This is a genomic window from Streptomyces sp. NPDC086777, from assembly GCF_040702065.1.
GTDB lineage: Bacteria > Actinomycetota > Actinomycetes > Streptomycetales > Streptomycetaceae > Streptomyces.
This window is the reverse complement of sequence record NZ_JBFBJI010000003.1, coordinates 235,918-260,624: the sequence shown is the minus strand read 5'-3', so window position 1 is coordinate 260,624 and position 24,707 is coordinate 235,918. Positions and strand designations below refer to the sequence as shown.

At 68.8% G+C, this 24,707-nt stretch carries 21 protein-coding genes; 10 read left to right on the top strand and 11 right to left on the bottom strand.

Annotated features, from left to right (window positions below):
* Positions 1-224: 224 nt before the first annotated feature.
* Positions 225-2,195: a chromosomal replication initiator protein DnaA gene (gene dnaA, locus AB0472_RS06150; protein ID WP_366353808.1), complete on the bottom strand. Its 1,971-nt coding sequence runs from the start codon at positions 2,193-2,195 to the stop codon at positions 225-227.
* Positions 2,196-2,569: 374 nt separating this feature from the next.
* Between dnaA and rpmH the strand changes: the two genes are divergently transcribed.
* The 9 genes from rpmH to AB0472_RS06105 all read left to right on the top strand — a co-directional run bounded on the left by rpmH (position 2,570) and on the right by AB0472_RS06105 (position 9,610).
* Positions 2,570-2,707 carry a 50S ribosomal protein L34 gene (rpmH, locus tag AB0472_RS06145; RefSeq protein WP_015659252.1) on the top strand — a complete coding sequence of 46 codons (138 nt, stop codon included), beginning with the start codon at positions 2,570-2,572 and terminating at the stop codon, positions 2,705-2,707.
* A gap of 21 nt (positions 2,708-2,728) precedes the next feature.
* On the top strand, positions 2,729-3,100 hold the full coding sequence (rnpA, locus tag AB0472_RS06140; RefSeq protein ID WP_352355774.1) for a ribonuclease P protein component: 372 nt from the start codon (positions 2,729-2,731) through the stop codon (positions 3,098-3,100).
* Positions 3,097-3,462: a membrane protein insertion efficiency factor YidD gene (gene yidD / locus AB0472_RS06135; RefSeq protein WP_366353805.1), complete on the top strand. Its 366-nt coding sequence runs from the start codon at positions 3,097-3,099 to the stop codon at positions 3,460-3,462. The genes rnpA and yidD overlap by 4 nt, the downstream gene beginning before the upstream one ends.
* A gap of 3 nt (positions 3,463-3,465) precedes the next feature.
* Positions 3,466-4,800, top strand: a complete 1,335-nt coding sequence (gene yidC / locus AB0472_RS06130; protein ID WP_366353804.1) for a membrane protein insertase YidC — start codon at positions 3,466-3,468, stop codon at positions 4,798-4,800.
* A 15-nt stretch (positions 4,801-4,815) separates the two neighbouring features.
* Positions 4,816-5,328: a R3H domain-containing nucleic acid-binding protein gene (locus AB0472_RS06125; RefSeq protein WP_366353802.1), complete on the top strand. Its 513-nt coding sequence runs from the start codon at positions 4,816-4,818 to the stop codon at positions 5,326-5,328.
* 116 nt (positions 5,329-5,444) lie between these two features.
* Positions 5,445-6,161, top strand: a complete 717-nt coding sequence (gene rsmG, locus AB0472_RS06120; RefSeq protein WP_366353800.1) for a 16S rRNA (guanine(527)-N(7))-methyltransferase RsmG — start codon at positions 5,445-5,447, stop codon at positions 6,159-6,161.
* A 298-nt stretch (positions 6,162-6,459) separates the two neighbouring features.
* Positions 6,460-7,533, top strand: coding sequence for a ParA family protein (locus AB0472_RS06115; RefSeq protein ID WP_366354063.1), 1,074 nt, complete (start codon positions 6,460-6,462; stop codon positions 7,531-7,533).
* Positions 7,530-8,657: a ParB/RepB/Spo0J family partition protein gene (locus AB0472_RS06110; RefSeq protein WP_366353798.1), complete on the top strand. Its 1,128-nt coding sequence runs from the start codon at positions 7,530-7,532 to the stop codon at positions 8,655-8,657. Before AB0472_RS06115 ends, AB0472_RS06110 begins: the two co-directional genes overlap by 4 nt.
* A 335-nt stretch (positions 8,658-8,992) precedes the next feature.
* Complete coding sequence (locus tag AB0472_RS06105; RefSeq protein WP_366353796.1) at positions 8,993-9,610, top strand: GNAT family N-acetyltransferase; 618 nt, start codon at positions 8,993-8,995, stop codon at positions 9,608-9,610.
* 52 nt (positions 9,611-9,662) lie between these two features.
* Here AB0472_RS06105 and trxA read toward each other — a convergent pair whose 3' ends face one another.
* The 7 genes from trxA to AB0472_RS06070 form a co-directional block, all read right to left on the bottom strand.
* Positions 9,663-9,995, bottom strand: a complete 333-nt coding sequence (gene trxA, locus AB0472_RS06100) for a thioredoxin (protein ID WP_093500841.1) — start codon at positions 9,993-9,995, stop codon at positions 9,663-9,665.
* Positions 9,996-10,041: 46 nt separating this feature from the next.
* Positions 10,042-11,010 (bottom strand): thioredoxin-disulfide reductase, encoded by a 969-nt coding sequence (gene trxB / locus AB0472_RS06095; RefSeq protein WP_366353794.1) that lies wholly within the window; start codon positions 11,008-11,010, stop codon positions 10,042-10,044.
* Positions 11,011-11,201: 191 nt separating this feature from the next.
* Positions 11,202-12,110, bottom strand: coding sequence for a zf-HC2 domain-containing protein (locus AB0472_RS06090; RefSeq protein WP_366353792.1), 909 nt, complete (start codon positions 12,108-12,110; stop codon positions 11,202-11,204).
* A complete protein-coding gene (sigM, locus tag AB0472_RS06085; protein ID WP_366353791.1) occupies positions 12,107-12,832 on the bottom strand; it encodes an RNA polymerase sigma factor SigM in 726 nt (241 codons plus the stop codon). The genes AB0472_RS06090 and sigM overlap by 4 nt, the downstream gene beginning before the upstream one ends.
* A 35-nt stretch (positions 12,833-12,867) precedes the next feature.
* On the bottom strand, positions 12,868-14,589 hold the full coding sequence (locus AB0472_RS06080; RefSeq protein ID WP_366353790.1) for a protein kinase family protein: 1,722 nt from the start codon (positions 14,587-14,589) through the stop codon (positions 12,868-12,870).
* Positions 14,590-14,707: 118 nt separating this feature from the next.
* Complete coding sequence (murJ, locus tag AB0472_RS06075; RefSeq protein ID WP_366353789.1) at positions 14,708-17,041, bottom strand: murein biosynthesis integral membrane protein MurJ; 2,334 nt, start codon at positions 17,039-17,041, stop codon at positions 14,708-14,710.
* Positions 17,042-17,086: 45 nt separating this feature from the next.
* Positions 17,087-19,531: a DUF6049 family protein gene (locus AB0472_RS06070; RefSeq protein WP_366353788.1), complete on the bottom strand. Its 2,445-nt coding sequence runs from the start codon at positions 19,529-19,531 to the stop codon at positions 17,087-17,089.
* 289 nt (positions 19,532-19,820) lie between these two features.
* Between AB0472_RS06070 and AB0472_RS06065 the strand changes: the two genes are divergently transcribed.
* Positions 19,821-21,263, top strand: a complete 1,443-nt coding sequence (locus AB0472_RS06065) for a CCA tRNA nucleotidyltransferase (protein ID WP_366353786.1) — start codon at positions 19,821-19,823, stop codon at positions 21,261-21,263.
* Between the two features lie 89 nt (positions 21,264-21,352).
* Here the strand turns inward: AB0472_RS06065 and AB0472_RS06060 are convergent, their stop codons facing one another.
* The 3 genes from AB0472_RS06060 to AB0472_RS06050 all read right to left on the bottom strand — a co-directional run bounded on the left by AB0472_RS06060 (position 21,353) and on the right by AB0472_RS06050 (position 24,597).
* Positions 21,353-22,648 carry an MFS transporter gene (locus tag AB0472_RS06060; RefSeq protein ID WP_366353784.1) on the bottom strand — a complete coding sequence of 432 codons (1,296 nt, stop codon included), beginning with the start codon at positions 22,646-22,648 and terminating at the stop codon, positions 21,353-21,355.
* Between the two features lie 139 nt (positions 22,649-22,787).
* Positions 22,788-23,870 (bottom strand): inositol-3-phosphate synthase, encoded by a 1,083-nt coding sequence (locus AB0472_RS06055; protein WP_366353782.1) that lies wholly within the window; start codon positions 23,868-23,870, stop codon positions 22,788-22,790.
* A gap of 43 nt (positions 23,871-23,913) precedes the next feature.
* Positions 23,914-24,597 carry a PadR family transcriptional regulator gene (locus tag AB0472_RS06050; protein WP_366353781.1) on the bottom strand — a complete coding sequence of 228 codons (684 nt, stop codon included), beginning with the start codon at positions 24,595-24,597 and terminating at the stop codon, positions 23,914-23,916.
* Positions 24,598-24,707 lie beyond the last annotated feature (110 nt).

Sequence of the window (24,707 nt, the reverse complement as noted above, 5' to 3'; positions counted from 1 at the left end):
CAAGAAAGTCGGCAAATCTGTGGAGGACGCCCGTAACCAGGCCGGTAATCGAACAGCGGCGGGCGATTGTTTGCGGCCCCGTGCAGGGCACGCGCCCCGTCAGGAGCGCGGGGAACGGCGCGACAAGCCCCCACCGGGCCCGCGGCAGACCACCTCCTGAGCCGCCCCAGGACGCGAAAAGGCGCCCCGGGATCTCTCCCGAGGGCGCCCTGAACGCCGTGGAACTAGCCGTTCTTGATGCGGTTGGTCAGCTCGGTGACCTGGTTGTAGATCGACCGCCGCTCCGCCATCAACGCCCGGATCTTCCGGTCTGCGTGCATCACGGTCGTGTGGTCCCGGTTCCCGAACTGCGCCCCGATCTTCGGCAGCGACAGATCCGTCAGCTCCCGGCACAGGTACATGGCGATCTGCCGCGCCGTGACCAGCTGCCGCCCGCGCGAGCTCCCGCACAGGTCCTCGACGGTGAGCCCGAAGTAGTCCGCGGTCGCCGCCATGATCGCCGTCGCGCTGATCTCCGGCGTGGAGTCCTGCCCCCCGGGGATCAGGTCCTTCAGCACGATCTCGGTCAGCCCGAGATCGACCGGCTGCCGGTTGAGCGACGCGAACGCGGTCACCCGGATCAGCGCGCCCTCCAGCTCACGGATGTTGCGCGAGATGCGGGAGGCGATGAACTCCAGCACCTCCGGCGGAGCGTTCAGCTGCTCCTGCACCGCCTTCTTGCGGAGGATCGCGATCCGCGTCTCCAGTTCCGGCGGCTGGACGTCGGTGATCAGGCCCCACTCGAACCGGTTCCGCAGCCGGTCCTCCAGCGTGACCAGCTGCTTGGGCGGCCGGTCGCTGGAGAGCACGATCTGCTTGTTCGCGTTGTGGAGCGTGTTGAAGGTGTGGAAGAACTCCTCCTGCGTCGACTCCTTGTCCGCGAGGAACTGGATGTCGTCGACGAGCAGGATGTCCATCTCGCGGTACCGCTTGCGGAAGCTGTCGCCCTTGCCGTCGCGGATCGAGTTGATGAACTCGTTGGTGAACTCCTCCGAGCTCACGTAGCGCACGCGCGTGCCCGGGTAGAGGCTCCGCGCGTAGTGCCCGATCGCGTGCAGCAGGTGCGTCTTGCCGAGTCCCGACTCCCCGTAGATGAAGAGGGGGTTGTACGCCTTCGCGGGCGCCTCGGCGACGGCGACCGCGGCCGCGTGCGCGAAGCGGTTGGACGCGCCGATGACGAACGTGTCGAAGAGGTACTTCGGGTTCAGGCGTGCGGTCGGCTCGGCGGGGCCGCCGGCCGGCGTCGGCTTCGAGCCCAGCGGCCCGGGCCCGCCGGCACTCGGCATGTTCGGGAGGTCCGGCCGTCCGGGACCGCCGCGATGCCCCTGACCCGGCCCGCCCGAGGGCTCGGGCAGCTCACGGCGCCCGGAGTCCCGGTCGTAGTCGGACCGGTCGTGGGAGGACCGCTCGTACTCGGAGCGGTCATGGGAGGGCCGCTCGTAGTCCGAGCGGTCGTAGTCGGGGCGGTCGTAGTCGGGGCGCGGCGGTTCGTACTCCGCGCGCTGCTGCTCGTACGGGGGGCGGTCCACCGGCTGCTGCGGGCGGTACTCCTTGGCGTACGGGTCCTGGCCGCCGTAGCCGTCCGGGCGGTACCCGTCCTGGGACGGCGAGGCATACGGGTCGCGCTCCGGGAAGCCCAGCCGCGGCTGCTGCCAGCTGTACTCGTCCTGCCCGGGGCGCGGCCAGGCGCCCGGCTCGGGGCGCTGGTACTCGGAGGGGTAGGCGGGGCGGGCGGTGGGCAGCTGGTCACGGCCGCCCTGGTCCGGCAGCTGTTCGGCGCGGTGCCGGCCGTACCCGCCGTCGTACTGCGACGACGGGGGCTCGGGCTCGTCGTAGCGCTGCTTCTGCACCGGGGGCGCCGGCGGGGCCGGGGGCTCGCCCGCGGACTCGTCCACGGTGATCGCGATACGGATCGGGCGCCCGCACTCGCGGCTCAGGGTCTCGCTGACGATCGGGGCGAGACGGCCCTCCAGTACGTTCTTCGCGAATTCGTTCGGTACGGCGAGGAGAGCGGTGTCCGCGACCAGCGCGAGCGGCTGGCAGCGCCTGATCCAGTGCTCGTCCTTCGCCTCCACACCCTGACCGCGGCCCTCACCGAGGAGCTGCTCCAGTACTCGTGGCCACACTGCGGCAAGATCGGCAGGTACGTCAGCCACAGGGCACGCTCTCTCACAGGTCCCACGAACGTGTGGTTCGAGGACGGGTCGGGATGAATATCGGGTCGGGCGGGGATAAAGGAACGAATCGGAGTTCAGCCACGGTAGTCAGCGTGGCGGGTGCGGTTCAAGTTGTTGTCCCCAGCCTGTGGATAGTGTCTCTTGGTCACTGCTGGTTTGACCGAATGGCGTAGCCCCGCGTACCGTAACCAGGTCGAGTTGTCGATGGCTGCTGCCGCCTGCCTCCGATGGGCACAGATCGCTGAAGGTGATCGGGAAGCGGTGCACTCGGGCGTGATGCGAGCTACTCGTGGGCGCACGGTGACAGCCAGGACGGCACCCGCCACACCCGATTTGATTTCTGGAGCCCCCGAGTGAGCAAGCGCACCTTCCAGCCGAACAACCGTCGTCGCGCGAAGACCCACGGCTTCCGCCTGCGGATGCGCACCCGTGCCGGCCGCGCGATTCTCGCGAACCGTCGTGCCAAGGGTCGCGCCAGCCTGTCCGCCTGATCCCGATCAGGTCATGACGTCGTGCTGCCTACCGAGCATCGGCTGAGGCGGCGCGAGGACTTCGCGACCGCGGTACGACGGGGCCGCCGGGCAGGTCGCCCGACCCTCGTCGTCCACCTTCGTAGCGGTGCCACGGACCCGCACGCGCCTGGGGAGAGCGCTCCCCCGACGCGTGCGGGTTTCGTCGTGAGCAAGGCCGTGGGTGGTGCCGTTGTGCGCAACACAGTGAAGCGCAGACTGCGCCATCTGATGCGTGAGCGAGTCGCCCTGTTCCCCCCCGGTAGCCTGGTAGTCGTACGAGCGCTGCCCGGAGCGGGCGACGCCGACCATGCACAGCTGGCCCGAGACCTGGATGCCGCCATCGAGCGGCTGCTGGGAGGGGGCGCGCGATGAAGTACCCGCTGCTGGCTCTGATCAAGCTGTACCAGTGGACGATCAGTCCGCTGCTGGGGCCGGTGTGCAAGTACTACCCGTCGTGCTCCCACTACGGCTACACGGCCATCGACCGGCACGGTGCGATCAAGGGCACGGCACTCACGGCCTGGCGCATCCTGCGGTGCAATCCGTGGTCGCTCGGTGGTGTGGACCATGTTCCGCCGCGCAAGCGCCCGCGGTGGCACGAAATGCTGCGTGACGCCTGGCGTGCACGCAGGGGCGGGCCCTCCGCCGCCGAACCGGCCACCGAGGAGAAGCCTCCCTCCGGGCTTCCTTCGAGCCCGGCCGCAGAGACTTCGTCCCATGCCCAAGGAGCATGATTAGTGGACACGATTGCCAGTCTGTTCAGCTTCATCACGACACCCGTCTCATGGGTCATCGTCCAGTTCCACGCGGTCTACGGGAAGATCTTCGGTCCCGACACGGGCTGGGCCTGGGGCTTGTCCATCGTGTCCCTCGTGATCCTGATCCGCATCTGCCTGATCCCGCTCTTCGTGAAGCAGATCAAGGCGACCCGGGCCATGCAGACGCTGCAGCCCGAGATGAAGAAGATCCAGGAGCGCTACAAGAACGACAAGCAGCGCCAGTCCGAAGAGATGATGAAGCTGTACAAGGAGTCGGGTACCAACCCGCTCTCCTCGTGCCTTCCCATCCTGGCGCAGTCCCCGTTCTTCTTCGCCCTGTACCACGTGCTCAACGGCATCGCGACGGGCTCGACGATCGGCGTTATCAACGAGTCGCTGCTCGCCAGCGCCCGTAAGGCCCACATCGTCGGGGCACCGCTCGCCGCGAAGTTCACGGACGGTTCCTCGAAGGTGGAGGCGCTCGGTGCCTCCCTCACGGACGTCCGGGTCGTCACCGCGGTCATGATCGTCCTGATGTCGGCGTCGCAGTTCTACACGCAGCGCCAGCTGATGACGAAGAACGTCGACACCACGGTGAAGACGCCGTTCATGCAGCAGCAGAAGATGCTGATGTACGTCTTCCCGGTCATGTTCGCCGTCTTCGGTATCAACTTCCCGGTCGGTGTCCTCGTCTACTGGCTGACCACCAACGTGTGGACCATGGGCCAGCAGATGTACGTCATCCGCAACAACCCGACCCCGGGTTCCAAGGCTCAGGCCGCCTACCTGGAGCGCCTCACCAAGCACGTCACGCACCACGGCAAGACCCGTCGGCGCAGCGAGAAGACCATCGTCAAGGCGATCGTCGCCAAGGGCCGGGACCGCAACGAGTTCGAGCGCTCGTTCATCAACGCGCTGACCAAGGCCGGCCTCGTGGCCCAGGCCGACGGCACCGTGATGAAGGGCGAGGCCCAGGCCGTCGCGCAGACCGAGGACGGCGTCACGACCACCGGCGCCGCCAGGCGCCAGCAGCCCAAGCGCCAGACCAAGGCCCAGCGGCAGTCCGGCGCGGTGAAGGCGGGCGGTGACTCCACCTCGGCTTCCTCGGACGTGTCGGATTCCCCGGACCCGTCGGCTTCGGAGGGCAAGACGACCTCGCTGGAGAAGTCCGACGAGCCGCAGGACGCCAAGCCGCAGGACGCCAAGCCGGCCACCCAGCAGGCCCCGAAGAGCGGCTCCAACGGCCGCAGCAGGGCCCAGTCCGGCCAGCGCAAGGGCGGTCCGCAGCGCCCCAAGTCCCCGTCCAAGAAGTAAGAAGGAGCCCATCCCGTGACGGAAGGCACCACCTCCGCCGCTGCCGAGGGTGCAGACACCCTGACCCGCCTGGAGCAGGAGGGCGAGATCGCGGCGGACTATCTCGAAGGTCTGCTGGACATCGCCGACCTCGACGGCGACATCGACATGGATGTCGAGGCAGACCGCGCCTCCGTGTCGATCATCAGCGACTCGGGCGGTCGCGACCTGCAGAAGCTGGTCGGCCGCGACGGCGAGGTGCTGGAGGCGCTCCAGGAGCTGACCCGCCTGGCCGTGCACCGGGAGACCGGTGACCGCAGTCGGCTGATGCTCGACATCGCTGGCTACCGCGCCAAGAAGCGCGCCGAGCTCTCCGAGCTGGGCGCCAAGGCCGCCGCCGAGGTGAGGAGCACCGGCGAGCCCGTGAAGCTCAAGCCGATGACCCCGTTCGAGCGCAAGGTCGTGCACGACGCGGTGAAGACCGCCGGGCTGCGCAGCGAGTCGGAGGGCGAGGAGCCGCAGCGGTTCGTCGTCGTACTGCCCGCCTGAGCGGTCCCCCGCATGACCGGCCCCGTCTGTTGAGCAGGCGGGGCCGAACTTTGTCAGCCTGGTAGTTCTGATGGCCGGTGCGCGGAGCACCGGCGCGGTACGGAAGGACGGTCCCCGTGACGGAGGCTGCAGAGCTCCCCCCGGCGCCCGAACAGGCGCGGGAAGTGTTCGGCGAGCGCTTCGCCGATGCGGTCCGCTACGCGGAGCTGCTCGCCGAGGCAGGCGTGCAGCGTGGTCTGATCGGCCCACGGGAAGTGCCCCGTCTGTGGGAACGGCACCTGCTGAACTGCGCGGTGCTCTCCGAGGCCGTCCCCGAGGGGGTGACGGTGTGCGACGTGGGTTCCGGAGCCGGTCTGCCGGGCATTCCGCTGGCGCTGGTCCGGGAGGACCTCAACATCACCCTGTTGGAACCGCTGCTGCGCCGGACCAACTTCCTGACCGAGGTCGTTGAGCTGCTCGGCCTGGACCATGTCACCGTGGTGCGTGGCCGCGCCGAGGAGGTCATGGGCAAGCTGCCTCCGGTACACGTGGTGACGGCCCGCGCCGTGGCCCCACTGGACCGCCTGGCCACCTGGGGCGTCCCGCTGTTGCGGCCCTACGGTGAGATGCTCGCCCTCAAGGGGGACACGGCGGAGGAGGAGCTGAAGGCCGCCGCCACCGCGCTGACCAAGCTCGGCGCGGTCTCCACGTCCATCCTGCATGTGGGTGAGGGCGTGGTGGATCCGTTGTCGACCGTCGTCCGTGTGGAGGTCGGGGAGAGCCCGGGTGGCGTGCGCTTCGCGGCCAAGCGGGCGAAGGCGGCTCGTACGGGGAGGACGCGTAGGCGCCGCTGATCCGTCCTGACGACCAGACGTACTCCACACAAGCTGCCAAACCTACGCATGACGGAGTGTCGCGGCTTTTCGGTACTGCTCGCTGTGCATCGTGTTTCACGTGAAACGTCGCTCACTGCTACACGGCATCATCGGCCGGGGCCGCGCCGCGGCCGAACCGCGCGACCGAAAGCCCCTAGGATCCCTCAGAGAGGGGGCCTCTGGTGACACTCCGTCCTCCCTGCGGGGCGCGGAGTTGTCCACAGAGGTGGATTTCTCCACAGAACACCAGGCCTCACTGGTTCACGACCCCGAAGACATGGGAGGCTCTGTTCATTGCGAGCCTGAAGTCGAGGAGAGTGAATCCTTGCGGTCCGACGCCAACATCGCGGGACCGATGACCGATCCGGTCCCCGGTCCCCGTACCGAGTCGATGGGGGCGGATGTTTCACGTGAAACACCGCCTCCGATGGACGACACTCCCATCGGTCGTGCTGCCCAACTCGCGGTGGAGGCTCTGGGCCGCGCCGGCGAAGGACTGCCACGTCCGGAGCAGACCAGAGTCATCGTGGTCGCCAACCAGAAGGGCGGCGTAGGCAAGACGACGACCACCGTCAACCTTGCCGCGTCCCTGGCCCTGCACGGCGGCCGCGTCCTGGTGATCGACCTCGACCCACAGGGCAATGCGTCCACTGCGCTGGGGATCGACCATCACGCCGAAGTTCCGTCCATCTACGACGTGTTGGTCGAGAGCAAGCCACTGGCCGAGGTCGTCCAGCCGGTGGTGGACGTCGAAGGTCTCTTCTGTGCCCCGGCCACGATCGATCTCGCCGGTGCGGAGATCGAGCTGGTGTCCCTGGTGGCGCGGGAGAGCCGGCTCCAGCGGGCGATTCAGGCGTACGAGCAGCCGCTGGACTACATCCTCATCGACTGCCCGCCCTCGCTCGGCCTGCTGACGGTCAACGCGCTCGTCGCGGGCGCGGAGGTGCTCATCCCGATCCAGTGCGAGTACTACGCGCTGGAGGGCCTCGGACAGCTGCTGCGCAATGTCGACCTGGTGCGGGGGCACCTCAACCCCAACCTGCACGTGTCGACCATCCTGCTCACCATGTACGACGGCCGGACGCGTCTCGCCTCCCAGGTCGCGGACGAGGTGCGCAGCCACTTCGGCGATGAGGTGCTGCGGACGAGCATTCCCCGCTCGGTCCGTATCTCCGAGGCGCCGAGCTACGGGCAGACGGTACTGACCTACGATCCTGGATCGAGCGGTGCCCTCTCGTACCTTGAGGCGGCCCGAGAAATCGCGCTGAGGGGCGTTGGGGTCAACTACGACCCGACGCAGGCCCATATCGGCGCTCAGACCAACCCGAACATGGTGGAGGGGATCCAGTGAGCGAGCGACGGAGGGGGCTGGGTCGTGGTCTCGGTGCACTGATCCCAGCTGCCCCGACCGAGAAGACCCCGGCCCAGACGGCCGTGGGGGGAACGGCAGTTCCGTCCCCCGCTGCGGCACCGGTGCTGACGACCGACCGTGGCGTCGCCGCGGCGAAGGTGACGACGCTGCCAGCTGTTTCGTATGACACCGAGGAGCCCTCGGTGTTCGGGGTCGGAGGAAGTGCGGAGACGCCTGCTCCTCCGATGGGTGCCCACTTCGCGGAGATTCCGCTCGACGACATCACGCCGAACCCGCGCCAGCCGCGTGAGGTCTTCGACGAGGACGCTCTGCAGGAGCTGGTCACCTCCATCCAGGAGGTCGGCCTTCTCCAGCCCGTCGTCGTGCGGCAGCTGGGCCCCTCCCGCTACGAGCTCATCATGGGCGAGCGGCGCTGGCGGGCTTGCCGTGAGGCCGGCCTGGAGGCGATCCCGGCGATCGTCCGAGCGACAGACGACGAGAAGCTCCTCCTGGACGCGTTGCTGGAGAACCTGCACCGTGCTCAGCTGAACCCGCTGGAAGAGGCCGCTGCCTACGACCAGCTGCTGAAGGACTTCAACTGCACGCATGACCAGCTGGCCGACCGTATCGGTCGCTCTCGGCCACAGGTCTCGAACACCCTGCGTCTGCTGAAGCTCTCCCCGGCGGTCCAGCGCCGGGTGGCCGCCGGCGTCCTCTCGGCCGGGCACGCCCGGGCGCTGCTCTCCGTCGACGACTCGGAGGAGCAGGACCGGCTCGCTCACCGGATCGTCGCCGAGGGCCTCTCGGTACGGGCCGTCGAGGAGATCGTGACCCTCATGGGCTCGCGGCCCCAGACGACGACACGTGCCAAGGGACCGCGGGCCGGTACCCGGGTCTCCCCGGCCCTGACGGACCTCGCGACCCGGCTCTCGGACCGGTTCGAGACGCGGGTGAAGGTCGACCTGGGCCAGAAGAAGGGCAAGATCACCGTCGAGTTCGCCTCCATGGAGGACCTTGAGCGGATCCTTGGCACCCTCGCCCCGGGCGAGGGACCGGTCCTGCACCAAGGCCTCCACGACAGCGATCCCTCGGCTTCCGAGGATCCTGAGGAGCCCGAGGACTGATCGTCCCGGGCGTTTCCCCGCCTGGTTGGCGTCCTGTCGCTCAGAGAGCGGACCATGTCCGGTACGTAACGGAACACGGTCCGCTCTTTGCTCTCTGGCGGTATCGATGGAAACGCTGTGTGGATACGATGCGTTCGGTATGGCGCATCCACCTGGCAGCTGGCAGCACCTCTGAGAGAGGCGGGGGCCATGCGATCGATGAGCCGCACCGGACTGGTGAGCGCGGGTCTGGGACTGGGCGCGACCGTCGGATTCTTCGGCAGTCTGCTCAGAGAACGCAGCGCTCTGACAGCCGCTCGCGACGCTGCGGGCGAAGGAAGCGAGGAACAGCCTTCATGGGGCGTCGGCTCGTACCGCTCACGCTGGACAACCTTCAGGACCTTCCCCAGCGCTGTCGCTCGTGTGTCTTCTGGGAACTGGACCCCGTCAGCTGCGAAGCAGCGGTGAGAGCGGGTACAGCCGCGCTGGAGAAGGAATCCTGGATCTCCGCCGTCCTGCTCGACTGGGGATCGTGCGGCCGAGTGGTCTATGTCGACGACGTACCGGTGGGCTTCGTGCTCTACGCTCCCCCCGCGTATGTCCCGCGCTCCACAGCGTTCCCCACGAGCCCGGTGTCATCGGACGCCGTGCAGCTCATGACCGGCTTCATCATGCCCGGCTATCAGGGGCAGGGGCTCGGACGCGTGATGGTGCAGACGGTCGCCAAGGATCTGCTGCGGCGGAACTTCAAGGCGATCGAGGCATTCGGTGACGCCCGCTACAAGGAACCGGCCTGCCTCCTCCCCGCCGATCATCTGCTGGCGGTCGGCTTCAAGACGGTTCGGCAGCACCCCGTGCACCCACGGTTGCGGCTGGAGCTGCGGACTACGCTCTCCTGGAAGGAAGACGTGGAGCTGGCGCTCGACAGGCTTCTGGGGGCCGTACAGAAGGAGCCGGCGCTGCGGCCGCTCTAAAGCGAATGGGCCAACCCGTGGGGGTTGGCCCATTCGTGTTTCACGTGAAACATCACTCGGCGATGAAGTCCTCAAGGTCGCGGAGCAGCGCCGCCTTCGGCTTGGCGCCGACGATGGTCTTGGCGACCTCGCCACCCTGGTAGACGTTCAGGGTCGGGATCGACATGACGCCGTACTTGGCCGCCGTGTCGGGGTTCTCGTCGATGTTCAGCTTGACGATCTCGATCTTCTCGCCGTGTTCGGCGGCGATCGCCTCGAGCGACGGGGCGATCTGGCGGCACGGGCCGCACCACTCGGCCCAGAAGTCCACCAGGACGGGCTTGTCGCTCTTGAGGACGTCCTCGTCGAACGTCGCGTCGGTTACTGCCTTCAGGGTGCCGGCCACGGCGGGCTCCTTTACTTGATCGTGCGGTGGGGCGGAAGGGGAAAGATCAGACGGAGGTCTTCTCGGGCTCGGCCTTCTCCTCGTCCGCGAGGGCGGCGAGGAAACGCTCGGCGTCGAGAGCGGCGGAACATCCGGTACCGGCCGCGGTGATCGCCTGGCGGTAGGTGTGGTCCACCACATCACCGGCGGCGAAGACACCGGTCACGTTGGTGTGCGTCGAGGGGGAGGCGACCTTGAGGTAGCCCTCCTCGTCGAGGTCCAGCTGCCCCTTGAACAGCTCGGTGCGCGGGTCGTGGCCGATCGCGATGAACAGACCCGTCACGGGCAGGTCGGAGAGCTCGCCGGTCTTGACGTTGCGCAGCTTCAGACCGGCCAGCTTCTGCTCGCCCTGCACCTCGGCGATCTCGCTGTCCCAGGCGAACTTGATCTTCGGGTCGGCGAAGGCGCGCTCCTGCATCGCCTTGGAGGCGCGCAGGGTGTCCCGGCGGTGGACGATCGTCACCGACTTGGCGAACCGGGAGAGGAAGGTGGCCTCCTCCATCGCGGTGTCGCCACCACCGATCACGGCGATGTCCTGGTCCTTGAAGAAGAACCCGTCACACGTGGCACACCACGAGACACCGCGTCCCGAGAGTGCGTCCTCGTTCGGCAGACCGAGCTTGCGGTGCTGGGAGCCGGTGGTGACGATGACGGCCTTCGCCTTGTGGACCGTGCCGGCGGTGTCGGTGACGGTCTTGATCTCACCGGTCAGGTCGACGGCGACGACGTCGTCCGGAATCAGCTCGGCACCGAATCGCTCGGCCTGCGCCCGCATGTTGTCCATGAGGTCGGGGCCCATGATGCCGTCGCGGAAGCCCGGGAAGTTCTCCACCTCGGTGGTGTTCATGAGCGCACCGCCCGCGGTGACGGCCCCCTCGAACACCAGGGGCTTCAACGACGCGCGCGCGGTGTAGAGCGCCGCCGTGTAGCCGGCGGGCCCGGAGCCGATGATGATCACGTTACGGACGTCGCTCACGGCTTGATTCCTCGTCTCTGGTCAACGTCATTCGACCGGTGGGAACTCCTCAGAAGCTCTCACCCCACCCAACGGATCCTAAGGGGCGCGCATTCCCGGTGTGTCCGGGCACACGGGCATCCCCTACCGTACGGATTTCCGCGCTGGAACAAGAGATGCGTCTTCCGCCCGAGAGCCGTGCCGACAGACGCTCAGGGACGCGCCAGTGACTCCGTCAGCAGGACCTTGCCGGGAGACGTGGAAGCCTTGCCGTCACAGGTGGCGTCGACGATGAAAGCCGTCACCCGGGAGGCGTCGGAGGCGTCGGGGAGAACGACGAGGAAGGCGTGCTTCCCCTCGTACGTCCCCTGCTTCGCGCCGATGACATCGCCGGTCTGGGCGATGCCCGAGCGGACACACGCCGGCACGGGGACCGAGGGCTGCATCCGGGTGGTGTACGGGGTTTCCGCGGAGCCGGTTCCCGACGGCTGTGACTCGATGCCGAAGGGCTTTTGAGAGCCGCGCTGGGTGTTCTTCCTGGTGCCGAGGAGGTCCTGCACCTGGCTCTGGAGCGTGCTACGGGAGAAGGTCCCGGCAGAGCTGGACGGCTTGCCTTGCGCGGTCGTCGTTCCGCCTCCGCCAAGCGACTGGAGGAAGAACGAACCGGCGCCCAGGACGGCGGCGGTCAGTACCGTGCCCAGGACGATGGTGCGGCGGCGTCGGCCGCGGTCACGTCCGCGCTCCTTGCGTCCGGGGCCGACGGAGGCGGTCGGCCGCCCGGCGGGACGGTCTCCCGTGGTCGGCATCTCGTGAGGCGACGTCTCTCGGGGCGATGTTTCACGTGAAACATGAGTCACGGGTGCCGCTGCGCCGAGCAGAGCCTCGGCGGCGAGGGCCGCGTCGATCCGGTCCGCGACGTCGGCCGGCATCTGCGGAGCGGCCGGCAGTGCGACCAGCAGCCCCTGGATCTCCTCCAGCGAGGCGTGGACGTCCCTGCAGAGTTCACACCCGTCCAGGTGCTGTCGTACTTCCTGCGTCCGGGCGGGTGGGAGCAGACCCTCGGTGAGGTCGGAGATCTCCGCGACGTCCGGGTGCCCGGCCGTGTCTGTCGTCGACGTCACGCTCGCCCACCTCCGCCCTTCACTGCGGCTGAATCACTCGGCCCGGTGTCCTGTGGGTCCTCGTTCCGAGGTCCCGCTGCGGGTGGGACGGATGTCCCCTCCGCCCGGTTCCGTGCCGGGGCGGGGTCGTTCTCGTCGGCGGTACTTTCCGGCCGCAGATGGGTGAGCAGCGGCAGGAGTCTGGCTCTGCCGCGGGCGCAGCGGCTCTTCACCGTCCCGGTGGGGACGTCCAGGATCCGGGCCGCCTCGGCGACCGGATAGCCCTGCATGTCGACCAGGACGAGCGCGGCCCGCTGATCGTGCGGCAGGGTGCCGAGGGCTTCCAGGAGCTGGCGGTGCAGATCGTTCCGCTCGGCCGGCGCGGAGGCCGATTCATGCGGCTCCAGCAACTGCTCCAGCCGCTCGGTGTCATCGACGGGGGCGGTCTTGCGGGAGGCCGCCTTGCGGGCGCGGTCGAGGCAGGCGTTGACCGTGATGCGGTGCAGCCAGGTGGTGACGGCCGACTGGCCCCGGAAGGTGTGGGCCGCCCTGTAGGCGGACACGAGGGCGTCCTGGACGGCGTCAGCGGCCTCCTCGCGGTCCCCCAGGGTCCGCAGGGCGACCGCCCAGAGCCGGTCCCGGTGCCGTCGTACGACCTCACCGAAGGCATCGGGGTCGCCTTCCACATGGCGGGCGAGCAGGTCCTGGTCGCTCACTCCGCCGTATCCGGCGCCCTCCGTCATCTGCCCCCTCCGCCTTCGGTGCCGCCGGTGAGACGTCAGCCGGTGAACTTCACCTCGGTGATGGCCTGCTTGTACCCGGCTCCCGAGTACGCGGCGGGGTCCTCACCCGAATTCGGGACGGCGGTGATCCACACCAGCACGTACTGGCTCTTCACCTTCTTGCCGACCTTCACCGAGGCGGTGTTCCCGGTGGTCGTGACGGTTCCCAGCTTGGTCATGGAACTCAGCGATCCGGGGCTCAGTGAGTCGGCCGCGTACAACTCGACCGTTGTGTGATCGCCAGGGTAGCGAAGCCCGATGCTCGCCGTTGCCAGTTCCTTGGCGGAGCCCAGGTCGTAGACGATGCCCACACCGGCCTTGTACGGCGCCAGTGCCGGACCCGCGGTGAAGGTCTTCGTCCGCCAGAACGTCGAGGTGCTGCCGTCGTAGGTCAGCTTGACGTCGCCCGGGTGCTGGGCGCCGCCGTCGACGACGTACTCCTGGGCGTCCTGGATCTTTATCGCGACAGGCACCGGGCTGGTGTTGTTCTTGTCGCCGTCGTCCGTCGTCTGGGTGTTGGTGGTGTCCCCGCCGGACTTGTCGCCCTGGTCCATCAGGGCGTCCGCGAGCTGCCAGCTGCCCAGGCCCAGGGCGGCGATGAGGAGGGCCGAGACGGCCCACTTCAGCGCCTTGCCGGTACGGCTCTGGAGCGGGGGCGGCGGGGCCTGGAGCGGCTGTGTCACGCCGGGCGGCGTGGGACGGCCGTAGGTGCCCTGCTGGTAGGTGGTGCGCTGGTACTCGGGCGGTGCCGTGAACGCCGGCTCCGGCGGGCGGATGCGGGGCATCTCGCCGATCGCCTTCACCAGCTCCTCCGGTGTGGTGCACGCGGACTCGTGGCGGGAGGCGGTGGCGCCGTCGTTGACGAGGGCTCGCATGGCGAGTTCGGACAGGCCGCGGTGGACACCGGCACGCACCTGGTCGGGTGCGATCAGGCCGACGTCCTTGGGTAGCCCGGCCAGCCCGTACGCGTCGCTCTCGTACGGCCAGCGCTGGGTCAGCGCCGCGTACAGCAGGGCGCCGATCGCTTCGGTGTCGGTGCGCTGCGGGGTGTCGGAACTGATGCCGCGCAGCGCCGCGTTCACCGCGAGGCCGCGGATGCGCCACTGCCCGGTGGAGGTGCGCAGTACGGCGTTCGGGTTCAGACGGAGATGGGCCAGCCCTTCGCGGTGCGCCGCCGCCATGGCCGAGGCGATCTGACTGACCATCTGGTAGGCGTCGTGCGGCTCCAGCGGTCCGGCCGCGAGCAGCGCGGTCAGTTCCGTGGCGTCCGGCAGCCACTCGTGGACGACGTAGACGAGCTCGTCCTCCTCGACGGCGTCCAGGACCTGCACGAAGCGCGGGTCGCCGAGCAGCGCCGCGGACCGGGCGGCGGCCAGCACCGCACGGGTCCGTGGATGGTCGGAGGGCAGGATGTGCACGCCGACGGCACGACGAAGTTTCTCGTCGACCGCGCGCCAACTGCTGAATCCGTCCAGACGGGTGACGCACTCCTCAAGACGGTAGCGTCTGGCGAGCTTGTGCCCGCTGTGCAGTTCAGGGGGTGCGGCCTGCTTCTCAGCACCCGCGGCCATGCCGTTTCCCTGTGCTTCGTCGCTGTCCGTGTCCCGCTCCGGGTTCTTGGCCACCCCGTCGGCCGTGGACTGGTCCGCCTTGGCGGTCAGCGGCTCGTCACCGCTGTTGTCTGCCACGTCGACGGCAGCCGTGCTCCGTTCCGCCACCGTCGTTCCTGCCTCCCCATCCGTTGCACGCTGTCCGACGCCGAAACCAATTGTGCCCACAGTCCCCCGCTATGCACGACACGCGGCGGCGAACGATGGTTGTGCGCTTACCCCCGCTTCAGCGACCCAGACGCCCGCGCACCATACCCACGAGGGAGTTGAGCTCCTCGATGCGCATGCGGCGCGCGGCGACGTAGAAGACGCCGAGCAGGACCGCCCCGCCGGCCAGCAGCGAGGCGAAGGAACCGATCACGCCCTGCCCCAGAGTGTGGCCGATGCCGTAGCAGGCCGCACCACTGAGCAGCGCGGCCGGTACGGACGCGATGCAGAGCCTGGCATAGGTGCGGATGACGCGGGAACCGTCCAGGTCGCCGCCGAGCCGCTTGCGCAGCCGCCGCCAGGCCACCCCGACGCCGATCGCGTAGGCCAGGCCGTAGGAGGCCGCCATGCCGGCCACCGCCCAGCGGGCCGGGAGCAGCACGTAACAGGCGACCGAGGCCCCCGCGTTCACCGCCGCGACGATGACCGTGTTGTAGAAGGGGGTGCGGGTGTCTTCGTAGGCGTAGAAGGCGCGCAGGACGACGTACTGCACCGAGTAGGGGATCAGGCCGAGGGCGAAGGCCATCAGCATGAATCCCATGTTGGTGGCCTCGCTGATGCCCGAGGAGCCGAAGATCAGGGTGCACATCGGCACGCCGAGGGCCAGGAAGCCGAAGGCGATGGGGACGATCGCGACGGCGGTCGTCCTCAGGCCCTGGGAGATGTCGTCGCGGACGGCGCCCGTGTCGTTCTCGGCGGCCGAGCGGGAGATCCGCGGCAGCAGGGCGGCCATCAGGGAGACGGTGATGATGGCCTGCGGCAGGCCCCAGATCAGCTGGGCGTTGGCGTAGGCGGCGAAGCCGGTGCCGTCGACCGGGGAGCTCTTGCCGGCCGAGGTCGACAGCTGGGAGACGACGAGCGCGCCCGCCTGGTTGGCGAGGACGAACAGCACGGTCCACTTGGCGAGGGTCGCGGCCTTGCCGAGGCCGTGGCCCCGCCAGTCGAAGCGCAGCCGCAGCCGGAACCCGGTCTCGCGCAGGTAGGGGATCATCGCCAGGGCCTGGACCACGAGGCCGAGCAGCACGCCGAGGCCGAGCAGCCGCTGGCCGTCCGGCGGAATGTTCGTGACCTTCATGCCGGAGTGCGCGGCGGTGCCGTAGACCCAGATGAACAGGCCGAGGGTGACGATGATGACGATGTTGTTGAGGACGGGGGTCCACATCATCGCGCCGAACTTGCCGCGCGCGTTGAGGATCTGACCCATCACCACGTGGATGCCCATGAAGAAGATCGAGGGCAGGAAGTAGCGCACGAAGGTGATGCCGACCTGGTTGGCCGCCGGGTCGCTGGCGACCGAGTCGGACAGCAGGCGGATCAGGAGGGGTGCGGCCGCGATGGTGGCCGCGGTGAGCAGGCCCAGCGCCACCATGACGAGGGTCAGCAGGCGGTTGGCGAAGGCCTCGCCGCCGTCGTCGTCCTCCTTCATGGCCCGCACCAGCTGCGGCACGAAGACGGAGTTGAGGCCACCGCCGACGGTCAGGATGTAGATCATCGTCGGCAGCTGGTAGGCGACCTGGAAGGTGTCGCCGAGCAGGCCGACGCCCAGCGCGGAGACGATCAGCGCGGAGCGGACGAACCCGGTGAGGCGGGAGACCATCGTGCCCGCCGCCATCACGGCGCTCGACTTGAGCAGGCCCGCGGCCTTTCCGCCCTTCTTCGCGGGGGCGGGTGCCGGGGCCGCGGCGGGTACGGCACCGAGGTTCAGGGTCTGGTCGACAGCGGCCGGCGGCATCGGTGCCTGGTACGGCGGCACCTGGGCGGGGCCGCCCGGCGCGGCCGTCGGACCCGGCACCGACGGGGACTCCGGCGGCCGCTGACCGCCGCCCTGCTGCGGATCCCGGTAACCGTTCTGCTGCTGGTCCCGGTACCCGCTCTGCTGCTGGTCGCGGTAGCCGTTCTGCTGCTGGTCGCGGAAGAGATGCGCGAAGGCGTCCGGCTCGTGACGCTCCTCACCGGAATGCGAGACCAGGTCGTCCACGCCCACGAACTGGGTCGTGCGCGGGTTGTCGCCGTAGGGGAGGTACTGGCTCGGGCCGTCCGGCTCCGGCGCCGGGGTCTGGGCCCACACGTTCGGGTCGGGGGCGTGCGGCGACTGGGCGGGCTGGCCGTACAGCGGCTGCTGCGGGTAGCTGCCCGGAGCCGGCGGGGGGTGCGCGGCACGGTCGTAGAGCGCCTCGGCGACCGGGTCCTGGGCGGAGAGGTCGCGTGCCCGGTACGGGTCCTGGTCGTAGGCGTCCTGGAGGTACATGTCAGCCGCGTGCTGCGGCGGGACCTGGCCGGGCTCCGGCGGCGGCTCGGGGTAGCCCGAACCGGCCGCGCCCTGGCCGTTCTCACCGTTGTACGGCGCGTTCATGGTTACCCCACCTCATCGTCCCGGGCCCACCGGCCACGACATCGCTCAACGGTCCACTCTCTCACCCGTCTCGGACGGGTCGGCGCTTTCCGGTGCGGTGTCCGGTGTCGGGTCACTCGGCTGCTCCGGGTCGTCTTCCCGGGGCCGGGCGACGGATTCCTCCTGGAGACGATCCTCATGGGCGGCGGGGTTCCCCGGCCCGTGAACGTCTTCGGCGTCCTCGGTGTCCCCTAGGCTCGTGGCCTCCGAGGTGCCGGGAGCCTCAGGGGCGCCGGGAGCGTCCGGGGTGCCCTCGCCCTCCGCGTCGGGGCCGCCGCCCTCGTCGGCCCGCCGGGCAGCCGCCCGCTTGCGCTGGGTGTACATCCGGAAGCCGGCGAGCACCAGCAGCAGCACTCCGCCGCCGATGACCAGCATCACCGTCGGGGTGACCTCGGTGACCTTCACGTCGAACCTGACGGGCGCGCCGTACTCCTGCCCGTCCTCGGTGTAGAGCTGGGCGGTGACCTCGACCCGGCCGTTGGCGTTGGCCGAGGTGGAGAACTTCACGGACTGGCTGTGGCCGCCGGAGACCTCGACCGGCTGCTCGTAGTAGGGCTTGCCGCCGATCTCCAGCCGGGTCGGCATGGTCGAGGTGAGCCGCAGCACGAGATGGTCGACACCCTGGACCAGGTTGTTCTGGACGGTGACCGGGATGGTGGCGCTGCGGCCGGAGAGCTTGGTCTCGGACTTGTCGATCAGCTTGACCTGGCTGGTGAGGTCGTCGAGCCAGGACTCCACGCTCGTCCGGAAGCTGTCCGCCTCGCTGCCCTGGCCCCGCCACGACGTGGACATCTCGCGGTTTATGGCCCGCCCGAAGGGGGTCACCACCCGGGACTCGTCGGTGAGGATCACCTGGAAGCTGTCGAGCTTGTCCTGGGTGCGGGCGATCTGCTCGAAGGCCGTCCGGGGCAGCTGCTGCTTGCGCAGTGCGGAGGGGTACGCGGACGACGAGGGGATCTTCGTGGTCGCGGCGGGATCGGGCTTTGCCTTGGCGGCCGCCTCCAGGTCCTGGGACTGCGACCAGTTGCCGTCCTGCAGTGCGGTGATCGCCGTCGCCATCGCCTCGGCCTGGCTGATCGACGGCATCCGCTGCGGGGCGACGACGATGCTGCGCTGCTTTCCGGTCTGGGTGTTCAGCGCCAGGCTCTGGGCGAGGAACTGCTGTACCGCGAGCGTCGACGCGTCCGCATCCGTCAGATCGCCCTGGAACGCGGTGGACAGCCGCGCGTCCGCGACCACGGCCGTCGTGCCGCCGCCGATCGGACGCGCCGCCGAGGGCGTGTAGGTCAGCCCGCCGGTCTCCTGGAGGCTGTCGCTGCGGGCGATCACCTTGTCGGCACCCGCGGAGGTGGCGACCTTGATGATCGAGGGGTCTACGGCGCCGTCCACGGGCCACGCGAAGTCGGTGTTCGGTGTGACATGGAGCACGGTCTTCACGGTGGTGGTGGCGACGTCGGTGGCGTCCTTGAGGTGGCTCAGCGAGCCGGTCACGCTGGTGCCGTTGTGGGCGAGGGAGGCCAGGTCCGGGTCAGCGAAGGGGAGGGCCACCACCTCCTTGTCCGCCACCGCGTCCTGCAGGCCGGCGAGGAACTGCTTGGCCACCGCCTGATGGGTGCCGGCCGTGGTGGTGTCGCCGGCGCCCTGGATCCGGTAGTTCCGCGTCATCGCGTCCACGGAGGCCAGCAGATCCGGGTCGATCACCCAGGTGACGTCGAGATCCTTGCCGAGCGCCAGCATCTGGGCCAGGCGGCCGCCGGGGGCGATCTCCTTGGCGAGGTCGTCGTTCTGGAAGACGGGCGTCTGCAGTTCGCCGGCGCCCGTCTTCGCCGTCACGTGGACGGTGGAGATCAACGGCCAGAGATACGTCGTCTTCGTCTTCGTGTCGGCCTCGGAGGACTGCCACGGCAGGAACGTCCGCTGGATGCCGAGGACCTGGTCCCACTGCTGCGCGGCGGTCTTGCCGGACAACGAGACGCCGAACTGGTACACGCCGTCCTGGCCGAGGTCCAGCTTGTCGACCGGCACGGAGATGCTGAAGTGCTCGGCGACCCCCGGCGAGAGCGAGGCGAAGTCCTCGGTGTACTTGCCGCCGACCTCGGTACCCAGGCCCGACTGGAGGTCGTCGGAGTGCCGGGCGGCCGTGTCGATCTCCGAGCGCGTGCTGAGCAGTGCGCCCGTTCGCAGGTCCACATGGGCGTCCGTGACGGCCTGCTTGCCGTTGTTGGTCACGGTGCCGGAGACCGTCAGTGTGTCCCCGTCGGAGGGGGCGCTGGGGCTCAGTGAGTCCAGGGCGACGGACACGGTGTCCGAGCCGGCCGCCTGCGCCGGTACCGCCGTGGGCAACTGCATCAGTCCGGCCAGCAGGGGCGCACCCGCGAGCAGTGCCCCGGTGCGCCGCAGCCAGCGGCGGGCAGGTGAGGGCGTCCCCTGGAAGTCTGCCGCCTCGGCCACGCGCTCGTCCGTCCCTCGTCGTCGTCAGTGGTCGTCGGAATGTGCGTCCACGCATGGTAACGAGGTGCGCTGAACGGAAGTGCCGCGGTCCGCCTCACAAGATCGGAACGGGAGAGCGGGCCGTCCCCTATATTCCAGTATCGTCGGGAGACTCGTTTAAGTGGCGAAAGATCTTCTTGCGCGGGTACGGAGTGAGGTGTCCCACTCGCCGCACAGGGAGGCTTTACATGGGGTGCTGCTGGAATATGGCGGCGCTTCGGACCGTCTGGGCCACGTACCCTGTTCTGTTGTGCCGAACGCCAATGAAGACACTCCCACTGTCCTGAGCCAGGCGCAGCAGCGAGCGGTGAGCGAACTGCTGCGGGTGGCGCCGGTCGCCGACGACCTCGCCCGCCGATTCGAGGAGGCCGGGTTCTCGCTCGCCCTGGTCGGCGGCTCGGTTCGGGACGCGTTGCTGGGCAGGCTCGGCAACGACCTGGACTTCACGACCGACGCCCGTCCCGAGGACGTACTGAAGATCGTTCGGCCCTGGGCGGACGCCGTCTGGGAGGTCGGGATCGCCTTCGGCACGGTCGGCGCGCAGAAGCAGGGTTACCAGATCGAGGTCACCACCTACCGCTCCGAGGCCTACGACCGCACCTCGCGCAAGCCCGAGGTGTCGTACGGGGACTCCATCGAGGAGGACCTCGTCCGCCGTGACTTCACGGTCAACGCGATGGCGGTGGCGCTGCCGCAGAAGGAGTTCATCGACCCCCACGGCGGTCTGGAGGACCTGGCACTGCGCGTGCTGCGCACCCCGGGTACGCCTGAGGAGTCCTTCTCGGACGACCCGCTGCGGATGATGCGGGCTGCCCGCTTTGCCGCGCAGCTCGACTTCGAGGTGTCCCCCGAGGTCGTCGCTGCGATGAAGGACATGGCCGGCCGTCTGGAGATCGTCTCGGCCGAGCGGGTCCGGGAAGAGCTCAACAAGCTGATTCTCTCGGCGCACCCCCGCAAGGGACTGACCCTGCTCGTCGACACCGGTCTTGCCGACCATGTCCTGCCCGAGCTGCCCGCCCTTCGCCTGGAGAGCGACGAGCACCATCGGCACAAGGACGTCTACGACCACACGCTGATCGTCCTGGAACAGGCCATGGCGCTGGAGGATAACGGTCCCGACCTCACCCTCCGGCTCGCCGCCCTGATGCACGACGTCGGCAAGCCGCGCACCCGTCGATTCGAGAGCGACGGCAGGGTCTCGTTCCACCACCACGAGGTGGTCGGAGCGAAGATGACCAAGAAGCGTATGACGGCCCTGAAGTACTCCAACGAGCTGGTGAAGGACGTCTCGGAGCTGGTCGAACTCCATCTGCGCTTCCACGGCTACGGCACCGGGGAGTGGACGGATTCGGCGGTCCGTCGCTACGTCCGCGACGCGGGCCCGCTGCTGGGCCGTCTGCACAAGCTCACCCGGTCCGACTGCACCACCCGCAACAAGCGGAGGGCCGCGGCGCTCTCCCGCGCGTACGACGGCCTGGAGCAGCGCATCGCAGAGCTCCAGGAGAAGGAGGAGCTCGACGCGATCCGCCCGGACCTCGACGGAAACCAGATCATGGAGATCCTCGGTATCCGCCCCGGCCCGGAGGTCGGCAAGGCGTACAAGCACATGCTGGAGCTTCGGCTGGAGAACGGGCCGATGGGGCACGACGCGGCGGTGACCGCGCTCAAGGAGTGGTGGGCCGAGCAGGGCTGAGGGTGGCCAGCGGGGTCATGTTTCACGTGAAACATGACCCCGCTGTGATGCAGCGAGGGGCGATGTTTCACGTGAAACATCGCCCCTCTTCACTGTGGGGACGCGTGATCCTGTTGCGGCCGGCGGTCACGTTCGAAGCGGGTCATGGCCGCAGCGACGGCTGCGTAGACGAGGGCGACCGTGATGACGAGGGTCGCGGAGCGACCGTCCGCCGGAAGCATCAGTGCCGCCACCGCGGCGGCCCCGACAAAGGCGACGTTGAAGAGTACGTCGTACAGAGAGAAGATCCGGCCGCGGAAGCCGTCGTCGACGGACGACTGGACGAGGGTGTCCGTGGCGATCTTCGCGCCCTGGGTGATGAGCCCCAGGACGAAGGCGGCGACGAGCATGGGGACGGTGGCGAACGGGAGGCCCAGGGCGGGCTCCAGCACCGCGGCCGACGCGGCGCAGACGACGATCCAGCGGCCGGGGCCCAGCCACCCCGCGGTCCATGGCGTCACCACGGCCGCGGCGAAGAAGCCCGCGCCGGAGACGCCCAGGGCCAGCCCCAGCAGTCCGAGCCCGTCGTTCGGGTCGGAGGAGAGGGCGTACCGGCAGAGCATCAGCACCAGGACGAGTAGCGCGCCGTAGCAGAACCGCATCGCCGTCATGCTGACCAGGGCCCAGGCCGCCTCGCGGCGACGTGGTGCGGCGAGATGCCGAATCGCCTCCAGCAGGTCGCGTGCCGTGGTGATCACGGCCGTTCCCATGCTCGGCTGCGCCGGATGCCGGTCCGGGCCGAGGAGGTCGGGCGCCATGGTCAGGGAGGCGAGCGCCGCGCCCAGGTACAGCGTGGCGCCCAGCAGCACCACGGCGGCATCGGAATCGGAGGCCACCAGCCGTACGGCGAAGGCGAGGCCTCCGCCGGCGGTCGCGGCCAGGGTGCCGGCGGTCGGGGAGAGGGAGTTGGCGAGCACCAGCCGGTCGGTGTCGACCACCCGTGGCAGCGCGGCGGACAGGCCGGAGAGAACGAAGCGGTTGACGGCTGTGACACACAGGGCGGAGGCGTAGAAGAGCCAGTCGGGGACCGGGCTGACCATGAGGACGGCGGTGGCCGCGGCCAGCAGGGCGCGCAGCAGATTGCCGTAGAGGAAGATCTGGCGGCGGCGCCAGCGGTCCAGCAGGACTCCGGCGAAGGGGCCCACGAGGGAATACGGGAGGAGGAGGACGGCCATGGCCGAGGCGATCGCGGCTGGCGAGGTCTGCTTCTCCGGGGAGAAGACGACGTAGGCGGCGAGGGCGACCTGGTAGACGCCGTCGGCTCCCTGGGAGAGCAGGCGTATGAGGAGGAGACGGCGGAAGTTCCGCAGGCGCAGCAGGACACGCAGGTCGCGGACGACGGGCATGGGGCACAGCCTCACATATGGGTCCGCGCACAGGAGAAGGGTCTCCGGATCGGATGACCCGGAGACCCTTCTGAGCCCTGGCAGGAGCGTTTTTTGCGAGCTTCAGTTATGGAGCTTCAGTGCCCGGTGGTGTGCCGGGTCAGCGCTCGACGTCGCCGCGGATGAACTTCTCGACGTTCTCGCGGGCCTCGTCGTCGAAGTACTGGACCGGCGGGGACTTCATGAAGTAGCTGGACGCGGAGAGGATCGGGCCGCCGATGCCGCGGTCCTTGGCGATCTTCGCGGCGCGGAGGGCGTCGATGATGACACCGGCCGAGTTCGGGGAGTCCCAGACCTCGAGCTTGTACTCCAGGTTCAGCGGGACGTCACCGAAGGCGCGACCCTCCAGGCGGACGTACGCCCACTTGCGGTCGTCGAGCCAGGCGACGTAGTCGGACGGGCCGATGTGGACGTTCTTCTCACCGAGGTCCCGGTCGGGGATCTGGGAGGTGACGGCCTGCGTCTTGGAGATCTTCTTCGACTCCAGGCGCTCACGCTCGAGCATGTTCTTGAAGTCCATGTTGCCGCCGACGTTCAGCTGCATCGTGCGGTCCAGGATGACACCCCGGTCCTCGAACAGCTTCGCCATGACGCGGTGCGTGATGGTCGCGCCGACCTGCGACTTGATGTCGTCGCCGACGATCGGGACACCGGCCTCGGTGAACTTGTCCGCCCATTCCTTGGTGCCGGCGATGAAGACCGGGAGGGCGTTGACGAAGGCGACCTTGGCGTCGATGGCGCACTGGGCGTAGAACTTCGCCGCGTGCTCGGAACCGACGGGCAGGTAGCAGACGAGGACGTCGACCTGCTTGTCCTTGAGGATCTGGACGACGTCGACCGGCTCGGCCTCGGACTCCTCGATGGTCTGGCGGTAGTACTTGCCGAGACCGTCGAGGGTGTGGCCGCGCTGGACGGTGACACCGGTGTTGGGCACGTCGCAGATCTTGATGGTGTTGTTCTCGGAGGCGCCGATGGCGTCCGCCAGGTCAAGACCGACCTTCTTGGCGTCCACGTCGAACGCGGCGACGAACTCCACGTCCTTGACGTGGTAGTCACCGAACTGCACGTGCATCAGGCCGGGGACCTTGGACGCCGGGTCGGCGTCCTTGTAGTACTCGACGCCCTGCACCAGCGATGCGGCGCAGTTACCCACGCCGACGATGGCTACGCGAACCGAACCCATTCCGGTTGCTCCCTGTGTGTACGAGTGAGGCCCTGAACGGGTCTCACGTGGCGGTGTCGTCGGACGCATCCGGCCGGAGGGAATCCCCGGACCGGGGCAGGGCGCCCGGCGCTCCATTGGTGGTGTTCTGCTGAGCGGACCCCTCGGAGGCGGAACCCTTCAGGTCCCGCCCGGCCCGCTCGCTCTCGATGAGCTCGTTCAGCCAGCGCACTTCGCGCTCCACGGACTCCATTCCGTGGCGCTGGAGCTCAAGCGTGTAGTCGTCGAGGCGCTCCCGGGTCCGCACCAGCGAGGCGCGCATCTTCTCCAGGCGCTCCTCCAGCCGGCTGCGGCGGCCTTCCAGCACGCGCATCCGCACATCGCGGGAGGTCTGCCCGAAGAAGGCGAACCGTGCCGCGAAGTGCTCGTCCTCGTACGCGTCGGGGCCGGTCTGGGACAGGAGCTCCTCGAAGTGCTCCTTACCTTCGGCCGTCAACCGGTAGACGATCTTGGCGCGGCGGCCGGCGAGCGGAGCGGCGAGTGCGTCCTCGGTCGTACTCCCCGGCTCCTCGATCAACCAGCCGTTGGCGACCAGCGTCTTGAGGCAGGGGTAGAGGGTTCCGTAGCTGAAGGCACGGAACACGCCGAGTGATGTGTTGAGCCGTTTCCGCAGCTCATAGCCGTGCATCGGGGACTCGCGGAGCAGGCCGAGGACGGCGAACTCAAGGATGCCGGAACGCCGGCTCATGGTCCCCTCCTCTCGTCCGCGGCTTGCTTATCTCGCTCTGATGTATCGACTCGATACATCACGACGATAGATCGGCTTTCTCCGTGCGACAAGAGGAACGACGGTGAACG

Excerpts from the sequence above, each read along its gene's own strand:
- AB0472_RS06115 (WP_366354063.1), top strand. The coding sequence starts at position 6,460 with ATGGGAGGCTCTGTTCATTGCGAGCCTGAAGTCGAGGAGAGTGAATCC.
- murJ (WP_366353789.1), bottom strand. The coding sequence starts at position 17,041 with ATGAACGCGCCGTACAACGGTGAGAACGGCCAGGGCGCGGCCGGTTCG.
- sigM (WP_366353791.1), bottom strand. The coding sequence starts at position 12,832 with ATGACGGAGGGCGCCGGATACGGCGGAGTGAGCGACCAGGACCTGCTC.
- AB0472_RS06105 (WP_366353796.1), top strand. The coding sequence starts at position 8,993 with ATGGGGCGTCGGCTCGTACCGCTCACGCTGGACAACCTTCAGGACCTT.
- AB0472_RS06055 (WP_366353782.1), bottom strand. The coding sequence starts at position 23,870 with ATGGGTTCGGTTCGCGTAGCCATCGTCGGCGTGGGTAACTGCGCCGCA.
- AB0472_RS06060 (WP_366353784.1), bottom strand. The coding sequence starts at position 22,648 with ATGCCCGTCGTCCGCGACCTGCGTGTCCTGCTGCGCCTGCGGAACTTC.
- yidD (WP_366353805.1), top strand. The coding sequence starts at position 3,097 with ATGAAGTACCCGCTGCTGGCTCTGATCAAGCTGTACCAGTGGACGATC.
- AB0472_RS06050 (WP_366353781.1), bottom strand. The coding sequence starts at position 24,597 with ATGAGCCGGCGTTCCGGCATCCTTGAGTTCGCCGTCCTCGGCCTGCTC.